This window comes from Trichocoleus sp. FACHB-40 (genome assembly GCF_014695915.1).
Taxonomy (GTDB): Bacteria; Cyanobacteriota; Cyanobacteriia; order Cyanobacteriales; family FACHB-T130; genus Funiculus; species Funiculus sociatus.
Genome location: NZ_JACJPF010000026.1, coordinates 16,009 through 30,206 on the forward strand (window position 1 = coordinate 16,009; position 14,198 = coordinate 30,206).

At 45.7% G+C, this 14,198-nt stretch carries 11 protein-coding genes and 1 pseudogene; 6 read left to right on the forward strand and 6 right to left on the reverse strand.

Going from position 1 to position 14,198, the window contains the following annotated elements:
* Positions 1 to 72 precede the first annotated feature (72 nt).
* Complete coding sequence (locus H6F63_RS02055; protein ID WP_347276758.1) at positions 73 to 2,076, forward strand: adenylate/guanylate cyclase domain-containing protein; 2,004 nt, start codon at positions 73 to 75, stop codon at positions 2,074 to 2,076.
* A 306-nt stretch (positions 2,077 to 2,382) separates the two neighbouring features.
* A complete protein-coding gene (locus H6F63_RS02060) occupies positions 2,383 to 3,234 on the forward strand; it encodes a universal stress protein (RefSeq protein WP_190634460.1) in 852 nt (283 codons plus the stop codon).
* A 72-nt stretch (positions 3,235 to 3,306) separates the two neighbouring features.
* On the opposite strand, the gene psbM is transcribed toward H6F63_RS02060, so the two are convergent.
* From psbM to H6F63_RS02070, 3 genes and pseudogenes are all read right to left on the reverse strand, one after another.
* The gene (psbM, locus tag H6F63_RS02065) at positions 3,307 to 3,423 is read right to left on the reverse strand and encodes a photosystem II reaction center protein PsbM (protein WP_190414683.1); all 117 of its coding nucleotides are present in this window, start codon (positions 3,421 to 3,423) and stop codon (positions 3,307 to 3,309) included.
* 77 nt (positions 3,424 to 3,500) lie between these two features.
* Positions 3,501 to 3,623, reverse strand: a pseudogene (locus H6F63_RS30840) (Uma2 family endonuclease); the annotation flags it as partial.
* A 183-nt stretch (positions 3,624 to 3,806) separates the two neighbouring features.
* A complete protein-coding gene (locus tag H6F63_RS02070; RefSeq protein WP_190634462.1) occupies positions 3,807 to 4,418 on the reverse strand; it encodes a hypothetical protein in 612 nt (203 codons plus the stop codon).
* A 97-nt stretch (positions 4,419 to 4,515) separates the two neighbouring features.
* Between H6F63_RS02070 and H6F63_RS02075 the strand changes: the two genes are divergently transcribed.
* Entirely contained in the window at positions 4,516 to 5,106 is a 591-nt protein-coding gene (locus tag H6F63_RS02075; RefSeq protein WP_190634511.1) for a TetR/AcrR family transcriptional regulator, read from the forward strand.
* Between the two features lie 23 nt (positions 5,107 to 5,129).
* The gene (locus H6F63_RS02080) at positions 5,130 to 5,741 is read left to right on the forward strand and encodes a LysE family translocator (RefSeq protein WP_242019475.1); all 612 of its coding nucleotides are present in this window, start codon (positions 5,130 to 5,132) and stop codon (positions 5,739 to 5,741) included.
* Positions 5,742 to 6,149: 408 nt separating this feature from the next.
* Here H6F63_RS02080 and H6F63_RS02085 read toward each other — a convergent pair whose 3' ends face one another.
* The 3 genes from H6F63_RS02085 to H6F63_RS02095 all read right to left on the reverse strand — a co-directional run bounded on the left by H6F63_RS02085 (position 6,150) and on the right by H6F63_RS02095 (position 9,161).
* A complete protein-coding gene (locus H6F63_RS02085) occupies positions 6,150 to 6,449 on the reverse strand; it encodes a 2Fe-2S iron-sulfur cluster-binding protein (protein WP_190425669.1) in 300 nt (99 codons plus the stop codon).
* A gap of 315 nt (positions 6,450 to 6,764) precedes the next feature.
* Positions 6,765 to 8,438 (reverse strand): TolC family protein, encoded by a 1,674-nt coding sequence (locus H6F63_RS02090; RefSeq protein WP_190634465.1) that lies wholly within the window; start codon positions 8,436 to 8,438, stop codon positions 6,765 to 6,767.
* Between the two features lie 198 nt (positions 8,439 to 8,636).
* On the reverse strand, positions 8,637 to 9,161 hold the full coding sequence (locus tag H6F63_RS02095; protein ID WP_190634467.1) for a PadR family transcriptional regulator: 525 nt from the start codon (positions 9,159 to 9,161) through the stop codon (positions 8,637 to 8,639).
* A 343-nt stretch (positions 9,162 to 9,504) separates the two neighbouring features.
* On the opposite strand from H6F63_RS02095, the gene H6F63_RS02100 reads away from it, so the two are divergent.
* Together H6F63_RS02100 and H6F63_RS02105 are read left to right on the forward strand one after the other, a co-directional pair.
* Complete coding sequence (locus tag H6F63_RS02100; protein ID WP_190634469.1) at positions 9,505 to 10,890, forward strand: efflux RND transporter periplasmic adaptor subunit; 1,386 nt, start codon at positions 9,505 to 9,507, stop codon at positions 10,888 to 10,890.
* 109 nt (positions 10,891 to 10,999) lie between these two features.
* Positions 11,000 to 14,179: an efflux RND transporter permease subunit gene (locus H6F63_RS02105; protein WP_190634470.1), complete on the forward strand. Its 3,180-nt coding sequence runs from the start codon at positions 11,000 to 11,002 to the stop codon at positions 14,177 to 14,179.
* The last annotated feature ends 19 nt before the right edge of the window (positions 14,180 to 14,198 follow it).

The window sequence follows — 14,198 nt, forward strand, 5'->3', positions numbered from 1 at the left end:
GAAATTCTCCCGATCACCCAATTTCTTGAAGTTTAGGGGCGTCGCCCATCATTCCCCAAATGCCATAATGTGGTGAGCAAAAATAATTCAGATGTAAACGGCTTTTTAGAATCCAAGATATCTGTGCTATCCAAGCTGGCTGATGACGTTAAGAGTATATTTCCAGACATTGGTGGCGTGCGAGTAGTAGCGATCGCGTGCCTTACCGTCAGCAGCGTCATCCTAGGAGTGCGCGAAGCAGGCTGGTTACAACCCGTAGAAATTGCGGCATTTGACAAGCAGATGCGCCTGCGTCCAGATGTAAGCCCCGACCCCCGCCTGCTAATTGTTGGCATTACAGAATCCGACATCCGCGCTCAAAATCAATGGCCTTTAGCTGACCGAGTTTTGGCGCAGCTCTTGACAAAAGTGCAATCATTAGAACCAAAACTCATTGGTCTAGATATACATCGCAGCACCCCCCAAGAGCCAGGAAATGCTGAACTCAGGGCTAGACTCCAAGACCAAAACATTATCGTTATTAAAAAATTTGGTGACACAAATCTCGATTTTGTGCCGCCGCCACCGGGAATCCCCGATAAGCGCGTTGGTTTTAACGACTTTGTACTCGACCCTGATGGTGTCATCCGCCGTAACCTGTTGTTTGTCTCCGACGGTAAAAAAACTTCTTTCTCGTTTTCCCTACGTTTGGCTCTTGCCTATTTAAAGAGTCAAGGCATCTCATCGCAGCAAAGCCAGCAGAATCCTGAATATATGCAGCTAGGGTCATCGGTATTTGTCCCTATAAAGGCAGATTCTGGTGGGTATAAAAAGATTGATGATCGAGGCTACCAAGTTCTGCTCAATTACAGATCGCGGATTATTGCACGGCAAGTTACTCTTACCCAAGTATTGCAAGGGGAAATTGACCCCAGTTGGGTAAAAGATAAGATTGTCCTAATTGGTACAACTGCACCCAGCGCTAAAGACGTTTTCGGCACTCCCTACAGCCCAGCCGAACAGCAGAACGCAAAGATGGCGGGAGTTGTGGTTCATGCGGCGCTGGTGAGCCAGTTTCTCGACGCGGCAACTGGCGCAAGACCCCTATTTGGGTTTTGGTCTGAGAGGAGGGAAGTGCTGTGGATTGTCGGCTGGACGTTGTTCGGTGCTGGCCTGGCTTGGTGGTGCCGTCATCCCCTAGTGTTGATTTTGGGCTGCGGCGTTGGTGTAGGAATTTTGTTAGGTAGCTGCTTTTATTGGTTTAGCCAGATGTCTCTCTGGGTACCTTTTTCGTCTCCAGTGCTAGGATTTATCCTGGCTAGTGGCATAGTTATTACCTACCGCTCTTATGATGCACAGCAACAGCAAAAAATCGTCATGAAGTTGTTGGGGCAGAATACTTCGCCGGAGGTTGCTAAGGCTCTGTGGAGAGGACGCGATCGCCTACTCAAATCCGGTAAACTACCCGGTATCAAGCTAACTGCGACAATGATGTTTGCTGACATCAAAAATTTCAGCACCATCTCTGAACAAATGCCGCCAGAAGCTTTGCTGGAATGGCTAAATGAAATGCTGGATGTGTTCACCCACCAAGTGCTTAGCCACCAGGGGATTATCAACAAGTTTACGGGCGATGGCTTTATGGCTGTGTTTGGAGTGCCAATGAATCGCGTTCACAAAGAGGAGATTGCAGAGGATGCGATTCGGTCGGTAAAATGTGCTTTAGCAATAAGCGATCGCCTAGAAGAACTGAACCAAAATTGGAAATCTCGCGGTTTGCCAGTCATTCAAATGCGACTCGGAATTTATACTGGCCCCGTCGTCGTAGGGAGTCTAGGCGGCAAAGACCGCTTGGAGTACGGTGTCATTGGCGACAGCGTTAATATTGCCTCCCGCCTTGAAAGTTGTGAAAAAGACCGGCAAGAAAGTAACTGCCGCATTCTCATCGGTCACGAAACCTTCGTTCACCTTCACGAACAGTTTCTCGTTGAATCCTGGGGGCCATTGCCACTTAAGGGTAAGCAACAAATGGTTGATGTCTATCGAGTGGTAGGACTCGACAGAGCGGGAGAGTCGGAGAGTGGAAGAAGGAAATAAATATTAACAAAAATATTAATTCCTTCATTGATAAATTTTGTTAGATGGGTTGAGGAACCAAACTCAGCATACAGATTATCTGAAAATTTAACATTAATTCATTAATAATTTTTGCATTAATCTAAGCTGTGTCATAAATCGTTAAGTTTTTACTGCGATATCAGCAGTATGCTTAATTATGAAAAGCCAGTCAGTAAATAAAACGACTGCTATAAATTGCAGTTATCATACCCTCATTAATTACCTAATTAATTGGGCATGAAATCTATAAAAGCAAAGAGATTTTTCTGAAAAAGAGGCACTTCAATGATTGAAAAAATTTTATTAGCCGACTCTGGAACCGGACAATCTAAAGAAATGCTCAAGGCTTTGATGGAACTGCCTTCAATCCAACGAGCCTCAGTCAGCATATTACACGTTGTTCCTTCCCAAGTTACCAGTGAAGCCTTGACCGAAAAATGGGAAGAAGGGGGCAGAGTTCTCGCTACTTCCATGCAGACATTGAACCTCGACCCAAGTCGCGTTTCTACCATGCTACAACAGGGCGACCCAAAGACTACAGTTTGCCAGGTAGCTGAAGACATTAATGCTGATTTAATTATTATGGGTTCGCGAGGGCTGAAGCGCCTGGAGTCCATTTTAGAAAATTCCGTCAGCCAATATGTTTTCCAGTTGTCCTCTCGTCCGATGTTGTTGGTTAAAGACGATATTTACGTCAAAAAAATTAACCGCATCATGGTAGCAATGGATGGCTCTGACTCGGCAAAACAATGCTTAAGTCTGGCTATGTTCCTGTTGCGAGATATTAAGGGAGGAATGCTGATTTTGGCTCACGTCAATAAGGCGCGGACAGCCTTTGCTGAAGAATCACAAGCTAACCCAGAAAAAGATCCCGTCCTTGCACCAGCGATCGCAGAAGCCAAAAAACAAGGCATCGCTTACAAGTGTGTCACGGGTACTGGTAAGCCGGGGCCAGAAATCTGTCGGTTGGCAGAGGAATTGAATATCGATCTACTAATGCTAGGTTCCCCAGACCGTCGTCCCTCCATCGCCAAGGGTTTACCGGATTTGGATCGGCTGCTGGGAACTTCCCTATCCGACTATGTACGGGTTTATGCGAATTGTCCCGTACTCCTAGGGCGCACAGCTACTGCTTAAAGCGCTCGCCTAAAAAATAGCAAAACCCCCCTCTAGCTAAGGCTATGGGGGGATTTTGTTTTACGCAGACTATTAAGGATTCTTGTTGCTTTCGCGGCTAGCAGTTTGGATGTACAGAATCAACAAGAAAACTGTGGGAACCAGCACAAACAGGATGCTGGCGACAAAACCAAGATCGTTAACTTGCATTGAACCCAGCCTTTAATTAACTTCTAAAGCACCACCTTTAAGAATATCTCATTTCAATCCCTAATAGGGATCTTAAGTAAGATAAAACTGCCACTAGATTCAAATACACGCCCTAGCCGACGTGGGTAAACCCAGTTCGCCAGCAACCGACTAAACAAAACGCCAATCTCGCTAGAATCAATATCTGACAGCCCCATAACCTTATTCCTATTTTTGGGACTCGTTTTTGTCTAGACATAGTTAGCTGGTCTTAATAACTTGGTTTTCAACCATTCTATGGTTCGTCAATCCAGGTAGGGAAGTTATTGTCATGTTGAGCCTATTAGCTTTGAAAAGAAAACAGCCTGTAACTTAAGGTTGCCTTTTTGCGATCCGCCCGTAAGTTAACTGACTGGTTTCTCTGGAAATTTTCCAGTGTGATAGGGCGTTTCTGAAAGCAAATGGCTAACCAGGAGTTTGAGAAAGAAGAACGGCAGAAACCATTCCAGACCAAGAGTGGGGGTAACGACGTAGCGATCGCCTAGCAGAGATAATCCGTAAAGCCCCAGAGCAACCGGGCGTTGGAGATACAGAGGCGATCGCAAAATCAAAATTGATGCTGCCAACAGGTAGCCAGATGTACCAAGCCAAAACCCCCAATCTCCTTCCCGAAACAGCACCGCTACGAGTAAAACATGGATGAGATGGAGGGACACAAATGCCAGATGCTGCCGCCAACCCTGTCCAGGGCGATGATACCAGCGTTTACCAGTAGATGTGGCATTGGTCAGGATACCCCCGACTAAATCGAGCGCCAAAAGCGCGATCAGTCCTAATTGCAGGGGTGTCCACTGGGCGGGGAGGGTTAACGCATAGACAGGAGCCGCAACCATCGCTACCAAGGGCGGCACAAATTGCAACAGCAACTCAGCTTTTGTCGCCCCTGGCCCAGTCAAGCGATCCACCAGACCGCCCAAGCCGTTGCGGGGCGAGACATCTCTCCAATCGGAGTCCATAGGACAACCTCATAACACTTGTTATGCTCAAAAAAATAACAACTGTTATGATAATGTGTCAATAGGATTGCCCCCTGTTTCAGTTCCCTTGATTGTCATGTCCCAACGCGATCGCCGTCTTGAAGTCTCTGAAGCCGCCTGGCGGGTCATTGTCCGAGAGGGGTTAGATCGCACCAGTATGCGGGCGATCGCTCAGGAGCTTGGTTGCACCACAGGAGTCGTCACCCACTATTTCCGAGATAAGCAAGAGTTAATTCTCTTTGCTCTCAATCAAGTCACTCAGTCCCTTCTCAAGGCAATGCAGTCCCAGAGAGCGCAGGAGCTTGGAGTTGATCGCCTCCTAAAGATGGTGTCAGCATTTTTGCCCCTTGATGTTGAACGGCAAGCTATTCTCAAGGTCTGGTTAGCCTTTTTGGGATACGCCGTTGGACGAGATTCCCTGATGGCTGAACACCAACGGAGTGCTGCCCAACTCCGTGAGGTAATTATGCAAGAGTTACAAACTCTTCAGTCAGCCAAACTGATTCGAGATGATGTAGACCTTGAGTTAGAAGCCAACGCCCTCTTAGCCCTTGCCAATGGAGTTAGCCTAGACTTCCTCATTCAAGCCAAACATCTCAGCCCGGAGCAACAGCAACAGGTTATCCGACGCTACGTTGATGAGTTGCTGTCTACTCATATCAAGTAATGGTTATGCCGATGCAAAGCAGTATGACATTTAGCAGCATTGTTGCATTATTCAGTGCCATGATTATTCTGGCTTCTATTCCCAGCATCAGTGTATTAGCTGTCACCACAAGAGCGGCTACATCTGGATTTATTCATGGTGTTTTCACAACCGTAGGGATAGTGCTTGGTGACATCATTTTCATAATAATAGCTATTTGGGGGTTGTCGTTTCTTGCTGAAGCGATGGGAAGCTTATTTGTCCTTATAAAATACCTGGGTGCGGCTTATCTTATATTGTTGGGAATAGGGTTATGCAGGTCAAAATCGAAGAATGTTGAGACACAAGAGGTTATAAAATCCTCTTTGCTTTCCAGTTTTCTGACTGGATTGTTGATTACATTGGGCGACCAAAAAGCAACTTTATTTTATCTTGGCTTTTTTCCTGCTTTTCTTGATATTTCTAAAATATCTTATTGGGATACGCTCATCATTATTGCAATTACTACAGTAGCCGTAGGCGGTGTAAAACTTGGTTATGCGTTCCTGGCGGATAGAGCTAGATTTTTTATTAGTTCCAAAATAAGAAAAAGAATAAATATTGCGGCTGGCTGTGTAATGATTGCAGTTGGAGTGTTTTTACTAACAAAAACTTAATTATCGCTGTTCTCTGACTCTGGGTAAGGGACAATTGGTAATTGACCGGTCTAGTGGAATATTGAATAAAATTCTCGAAGTAATAAGCCTTGGAAATTAAAATAATTGGGGAATTGGAAATATTTTTAGCCAAGGGAGAATGAGATTAAAACAAATAAATGGCAAACTAATTAAAGAGAATTTATTTAAAAGGTTTAATTGCCGCAAGTATCCCCAATTTATGGGAAAATTGGCTCAAAGTCCCACAATTTATGGCGTATTTAGTGGTATATCGACCGTCTAAGCGTCTCGATTATCACTTTTGGGATATTTTAGAAATGCCCCTAGTGGTCTTTTCATCATATTTTGAACAGGTGTAGAGACGTTGTATAAAACGTCTCTACATTGCTGTGGAAATTAAGAACAAGCCTATCGTGGCTTTGTTTTCACACTTACTGGGCCATTTACCACCACTTGACAAGCTAAACGGTAGGTTTCTGGTTTTTTCTTCAGTTTCCGGGTTTCAAAATCAGTCCGAGGCGAAAGATTCTCCATACCTTCCTGAATTTCTACAATACACGTAGCGCATTGACCGTAGCCCCCGCAGTTCATCATCTTTCCCCTAAGGGTATAGATATCAATGCCATTCTCTAAGGCTTTTTCTCTTAAGTTAGCCCCATCAGCTGCGATCGCTTCCCGATTTTCGTTGACAAACGTAATATTAGCCATCAGCCCTTTTCACTCACATCGTTCCTATTAAGAAATCTTAAAAAATTTTACGAAGTTAGCAAAGGTGATATGTACTGAAACTGAGAACAACGTTTTGAGACACAGTAGGGGCAATTCATAAATCATCCGATTTAGTTTAGGCTGGCACGGTCGGCAAATCCAGAAATTTTCTTGTAAGCATTGCCCCTACCCTTCTTGTCTCACCCTCTTGCAAACTGCAACAAAACCTAAGCAATGCTAACCACAGAGGCGATTTATCGCCTCTAGAAAAAGTCAGCTCAGAATGACATAATTACCTGGTTTGACAGAATCGGTCTACAAGGGGTTATCAGAAAGTTCACTGCCTGGGAGGTTGCTAATATTGCGTTGGAGAGCTGCCAACGAACGATTGTAATCCAGAACAGCTCTGAGTCGGTTGACTCTAGCGCGGGTCAGCTCAGTTTGAGCGCTAATTACATCAGTCTGGGTACCGACACCCGATCTAAACCGTAACTCAGCCAAACGCAAGCTTTCTTCTGCCTGAGTAACGGCGAAGAAAGCTGTTTGAATGTTCTCCGCATTCGACCTTAAATTGAAATAAGCTCGTTCCACCTCCAAGCGGATTTGGTTGCGTTGGTCGGCAAACTGAGTTTCTGCGATCGCAATATTAGCTCTCTCCTGCTCCGCTCTGGCTCTGGCGGCTCCCCCATCAAAAAAATCCCAGCGAAATCTTGCCCCTAAGGTTAAGCCATCGGCAGGCCCCAATTCATCATTGAACACCCCTAAAACGTCGTAGGTCGCAAACAAACTTACTTGCGGACTTGTGCCAGCCAGGGCAATACGCCGTTGCTGTTCGCTGATGTTCCGCCGAGCCAAGAGCTGTTCCAACTCTGCCCGGTTCTTCAGCGCCAAGATAATACTCTGTTCTAATGTAAGATTCCACTCCCCAGCAAACTCAACTTGGTCTGCCGCGGCCACCTCAGCCCTCTGAGCTAAACTTAACAATTGGGTTAACTGCCTGCGGGCAATACTTTGTTGACTTCTGGTGCGAGTTAGGTCTTGGACGGCATTCGCCAGCTGCACTTGAAACCGCAGTACATCAAAGCGCGTTCCCAGTCCAGCTTGTTCTAGCAACTGAGCATCTTCAAGACTTCTAGCAGCATCTCTCACAGCCGCATTAGAAATCTCAACTTGGGAATCTGCCTCTTGCAAATCGTAGTAGGAATTCGTAACATCCAAACGGACTTGTTCGAGTTGGCGTTCCAAATCTAACTGATCGAAACGCGCCTGTTGTTCTGCTGCTTGGATACGCGCTCCTCGTCTACCAGAGGTAAAGAGGTCATAGCTGACTTCAAACCTGGTGTCAAAGCTTGTCGAGGCAGTATTGTTATCCCCCAGTAATGGCCGTTGTCTGGCATTTGATAGCTCACCACTGGCAGAATCCGATCTGGTGAAATTGGCTTGCACGCCAATGTTGGGATACTCAGCCGCAAGAGCTTCTCGCAGAGCCGCTCGACTGCGCTCTGCGGTCAGAAGTGCAACTTGTAAATCCCGATTGTTACGCCGCGCCAGTACAATAGCCTGTTCCAGCGTTATCCGTTGGAAGTTTTGAATTTGTACTTCCTCTGGTTTGGTGGGAAATAGCAGGGGATTGGCGCTGGGGTTGAGGTATTCGGGGGGTAAAGGAGGGTTCTGAGTTTTGGTTTCTGAGCTTTGTTGAGTTACGACGTTACTCCCGTTCCCCGTTTCCTGGGCCTGTTGGTTCTTCTGAGGAGCAGATGGAGCCATACCCGCGTTGCCAGAATTAAGCATAGGGGAGGTAGGACGAGTTTCTGCTTCGTCCTTGTTTTCCTGTGTGCTGATTTCTGACTTGGCATTTTCAACTTTTTGACTTGGGGGGCTTTCTTGTGCAGCGCTCAGCTTTGCATACGCCAAGGTGAGCGCAAGACCTGCACCCACAGCCATGAAACCAGTTCCTACCCAATGAAACGGATGTCTAGAAGTTGGCATAAGTTTTTGAATTTGGTCTTTTGCTCTTAGAAAAACTTTTCTTCAGCTTCAAGCAACCTTATGCAGAATACCGGGTTGCGATCGCGGTTGGCAAACGAATTTTTATTAATTGCTCCCCATTGCTTGAAAGCGCCGCCCATTCTGCTCGATTCTGATCCATCCTTAATCTAGTGGCGGCTGGGGACTGTGGACTGGGTATCACGAGGAATTGTTTCTCTTTGTCTCCTCCGCCAGCTGTTCGGTTAACCATTGAATTTCGTCTTGAATCACGACTAAACACCTTTGTAAGACTGCTATTTGGTAGGGATCTGCTGGCAGAGGTTCTGTTTGTTGACTTTCCAGGCGCAATCGACAAACCATTAAGCGATGCTCCACCAACTTGATTCGGATTGTGGGTTCTATGTGACTAAAAAAGAAAAACTTGATCGTAAACCGAGAGCGAGCGTTCACCCAGCTTTCATGCGGGTGTTCTAGCATTTGTTGCATCCATAGCTCGCGCCCTTTATCGCTGATGCTATATATTTTGCGAATTGAACCTGCCTCCCCTTCCTCCTCTACGAGTACGCTGATAGCACCCCGCTCCTCCAATCGTCTCAAGAGAGGATATATAGCGCCGTAGTTGGCACTGATGCAACCACTCATAAACAGTTCTAATTGCTGCTTCAGGCGATATCCATGTAGCGGTTCGCGTTGCAGTAAACCTAAAGTAGCCAATTCAAGCATTTTGTATCAAACTGATATAAATATCTGTTGCATCTGTTGCCTTCGATTTTAATATGTATGGTATTGCCTTGCATCTGCATTGAGAATAGAGCGTTTGACCTCTCCCCTACAAGGGGAAGGGAGTTTAAGCATAAGAATCCCTCATTTGAGATGCACACCCTTGCCCCAACCCCTCCCCTCTTAGGGAAAAGGTTGGGGGAAAGGTTTTTTATAAGTGATGGTGTAGGAAGCTTTTCTTGACTGCTGCGATCGCGCAATAAACTATGCACTCGTCAATAAGCAGCCACGCAAGAGCGAAAGTTGTTAAAGTACCGCCAGCCTTGTCAAAGGAAAGGAAACGAAGATGTCCGATCATTCGTCCCCTGAATCTCCAGTTCCACTTAAGACACAAGAAGATACGCTTTTTGAGGAGCAAGCTTCAGAAAACGAGTCCGTTGCAGTTGAGCTTCACCCAGGTCGAACAAAGTATTGGGCCGCGTTGTCAATCGTCTTGTTGATTGTCGGTGGTGGTTTGGGTTGGCATTGGTGGCAAAGCCGTGCCAGTAATGCTCAACCGGCACCGGGAGCAGCAGGTCAACCGCAAGGAATACCTGTCAAATTAGCAACTGTAGAAACAGCCACCCTCCAAGAAGCTTCCGAGTTTGTGGGTTCCCTGCAAGCTGCACGGAGAGTGGTAATCAAGCCGGAAATCGAGGGGCGAGTCAGTCAGATTTTGGTTTCCGAAGGCGATCGCGTTCCCGCCGGAAAGACTTTAGTACAACTTAGCCCGGACAAGAGACAAGCAGAAGCCGCCAGCGTGTTACAGAGTGTCAATGCTGCCCGTGCCACCAGCGCCAATGCTGCCTCCCAAATCAAAGCCTTAGAAGCCGAAAGGGCTTCCACTGTCGCTGAACTGGAACTACAACAGGAAAACTATCGACGCACTTCTACCTTAGTAGGACAAGGTGCATTGGCGAGAGCCGAACTAGATCGAGTTACACGCGATCGCCGTGCTGCCCAAGCCGCCTTAAATGCCATCACCCAACGCATTCAAGCCGCCCAGTCAACCCTTGCCCAAGCCCAAGCAGGTTTACAGCAAGCCCAAGCTAACGTCGATCTTGCCAACGCAGAACTTAAAGATGCCACAATTGTCGCTCCGATCGCTGGCGTTGTCGGAGCTATCCCAGTCAAGTTAGGAGATGTCGTCAGCAGTAGTGATACCCTCACCACTATCATCCAAAATCAATCTTTAGAAATAGAATTGTCTATTCCTTTAGAAAGAGCGCCAGATTTACGCTTAGGGCAGACAGTAGAGGGAACCAATTCCCAAGGAAAATTACTAGGCACAGGTACAGTGAGTTTTATTTCTCCCCAAGTAAATTCCAGTTCTCAAAGCATCCTTATCAAAGCTAGGTTTGACAACTCACAAGGACAACTGCGGGATGGACAATTTATCAAAACCAATCTGATTTGGCAAGAACGTCCGGGAGTTTTAATCCCAATCAACGCCATTTCTCGCTTGGGTGGAGCAACTTTTGTTTTTGTGGCGCAAACACAAAAGCCTCAACCAGGACAACCAGAACAATCAGGACAACCCAAACTTGTCGCTAAGCAAAAGCCGGTGAAATTGGGTCAGATCCAGAAAAATAACTATCAAGTGCTAGAAGGATTAGAACCAGGAGAAAAAGTTATCATCTCAGGCCTTCAGAATTTGTCTGACGGCGCTCCCATTCTTCCTGAGTCTAAGTAATCAGTAATGGGTAATAGGTAATGGGTAGGATAATGGAGAATCTTCTCCACAAATCTCTAATATCTAATACTTAATACCCACTAATTACCAATTACCAATTATCAACAATATGTTTGCAGATTTCTTCATTAAGCGACCAGTCTTTGCTACAGTCTGCGCCATAGTTATTTTGCTAGTGGGAGGAATTAGTATTCCCACTCTACCTATCGCCCAGTTTCCAGAAATTAGCCCGACTCAAATCAACGTTACGGCTAACTACAGCGGAGCTAGTGCTGAAGTCGTAGAAAACGCTGTGACCAACATTTTAGAAAGGCAAATTAATGGAGTCGAGGGATTAAAATATCTGAGTTCGAGCAGCAGTAACGATGGCACCAGTACAATTACAGCTACCTTTGACTCATCCCGGAACAAAGATATCGCCGCAGTCGATATTCAAAATAGAGTTTCCGTCGCCCAACCGCAGCTACCACAAGCCGTACAACAAACTGGGGTCACGGTAACAAAACAGTCCAGCAACATCCTCTTAGCAATTGGTTTGTACGCCGAAAATAAAGAGTACGACAACATATTTTTAAGCAATTACGCAGACCTCTATTTAACAGATTCTCTGAAAAGATTAAAGGGCGTTGGTGACGTGCAAATTTTCGGTGAACGCCGATATTCTATGCGTTTATGGCTAGACCCGAATCGGCTTGCTAGTCGTAGTTTAACGGCTCAAGATGTAGTCAACGCACTCCAAGAACAGAACTTACAAGTCGGTGCTGGGCGAATCGGTCAGGAACCTGCTCCAGAAGGGCAAATGTATCAAATTGACCTGCGTGCAGTCAGCCGGCTGACAGAAGCTTCTGAATTTGAGGAAATTGTCTTAAAAACGGATACTGACGGCACGCTTGTCAAACTTAAGGATGTGGGGAGAGCAGAATTAGGAGCGGAAAATTACAGCTCTTTTCTGCGATTTCGAGGCAATGATGCTGTAGGTTTGGGTATTTTTCAGCTTCCCGGTAGTAATGCTTTGGATGTTGCTAGAGCAGTGAAAGCAGAAATGGCAAAACTGGCTACCCGCTTTCCGCCTGGTTTGCAATATCGGGTGGCGTTTGACACAACTTTGTATGTTGAACAATCGCTCAAAGAAGTAGTTAAAACACTATTTGAAGCGATTGTTTTGGTCGTCTTGGTTATCTTTGTTTTCTTGCAAGATTGGCGAACAACTCTGATTCCCGCGGTGACAATTCCCATTTCCTTGATAGGAACTTTTGCTTTTATCAAGGTATTCGGGTTTTCGATTAATAGCTTGTCTCTGTTTGGTATTACATTAGCTACTGGCTTGGTGGTTGATGATGCGATCGTTGTAGTTGAGGATATCGATCGCTTGATCCAGCAAAAGGGGATGACTCCTCGTGCAGCTGCAAGTGAAGCGATGCGGGAACTTTTTAGCGCCTTAATTGCAACTTCACTGGTGCTAATGGCGGTGTTTGTTCCAGTTGCATTTTTTCCCGGAACAACGGGAGCGCTGTACAAGCAATTTGCCTTAACAATTGCTTTTTCAGTTGGTATTTCTACCTTTATTGCTATTACACTGACTCCATCTCTTTCAGCTTTGTTATTGCGTCAGGGACAAAAGCCTGGAGGATGGCTTGGCTGGATTTTTGACCGAATTAATGGAGCGATCGACTGGACGCGGCGAGGATACAAGCGATCACTTAATTTCCTGACACGCTTTCGAGGCTTTGTAGTTGGGTTGTTTATCGTTTCTTTAGGAATAACTGCTTGGCTTTATCTGAGCGTACCTACAGCGTTTCTTCCCGAAGAAGATCAGGGTTATTTCATCACGCTTGTCCAAGGGCCAGAAGGCGTTTCCCTGCAATATACAGGCGAAGTTATGGACAAGGTAGAAAAAGAAATTCTTAAAAACCCCGAAGTAGTCGGAACTTTCGTAGTAGGTGGCTTTAGTTTTAGCGGTAATACTTCTAACAATGGGATTATATTTACTACTCTCAAACCTTGGGAGGAACGCCATAAAAAAGAGCAGTCAGTGCAGGCGATTATTGGCAGTTTGTTTGGTACGCTATCAGGTATTACCGAAGCAAGAGTCTTACCCGTTAATCCTCCAGCAATTCAAGGTTTGGGCAGTTTTGGCGGCTTCCAATATCAGTTGCAAGACCAACGCGGTAATAGTCCCCTAGAGTCTTTGGTTCAGTCAATGGGTCAACTATTAGGTCGTGCTAACAAGACACCTGGATTGCAACAAGTATTTAGCACTTTCGCAGCAAATACGCCACAGCTACTAATCGAAGTTGACCGCAACAAAGCTAAGGCGTTGCAAGTTTCGGTAGACGATATTTTTAATACACTGCAAACATTCTTGGGTTCGCAATATGTAAATGATTTCAATTTACAGCAGCGAAATTATCGGGTGTACGTGCAAGCAGACAAACAGTTTCGCTCTAACCCGGAAAATATTGGTAATCTGTACGTCCGCTCCCAACAAAATCAGATGATTCCTTTGAGCAATTTGGTAAAAGTTACTCCAACGACTGGAGCGCAAACTATTAATCACTACAATCTATATCGCTCCATTGAAATCACTGGTTCTGCTGCTCCTGGCTATAGCTCAGGACAAGCAATTAAGACAATGGAGCAGGTATCCAAAGAGGTTTTACCAGTTGGTTTAGGTTATGAATGGTCGGGGACTTCACTAGAAGAAATTGAGTCTGGCGGTCAAGCACCAATAATTTTTGGTTTGGGACTTATTTTTGTGTTCTTGGTGCTGGCTGCTCAGTATGAAAATTATGTTGACCCCTTCATTATTCTGCTTTCAGTTCCGCTGGCAATTTTAGGGGCATTGTTAGCTCAATCGATGCGCGGGTTGTCTAATGATGTTTATTGCCAAATTGGTCTAGTAATGTTGATTGGTTTGGCGAGTAAAAATGCAATTTTAATTGTAGAATTTGCCAACCAACTCCGAGAAAGCGGGATGTCAGTAACCAAGGCGGTGGTTGAAGCTTCCCAAGAGCGTTTGCGACCAATTCTGATGACTACTTTCGCCTTTGTCTTGGGTATTGCTCCTCTGGTAAATCCCGAAGGAGCAGGAGCCGCCAGCCGACGTTCTCTGGGAACTGCGATCGCAGGTGGTACCATTGTCTCCACTGTCTTAAGTTTATTCATTGTGCCAGTTCTGTATATCGTAATTGTGACGGCACACGATCACTTGAAGCCTGGCGGTAAAAATAAGAAAACTCCGAAATCGGCTCCTAGTCGAGAGTTGAAAAGTCCTGTTATCCCCCGTTAAATTGAACCTCTCTCTGGAA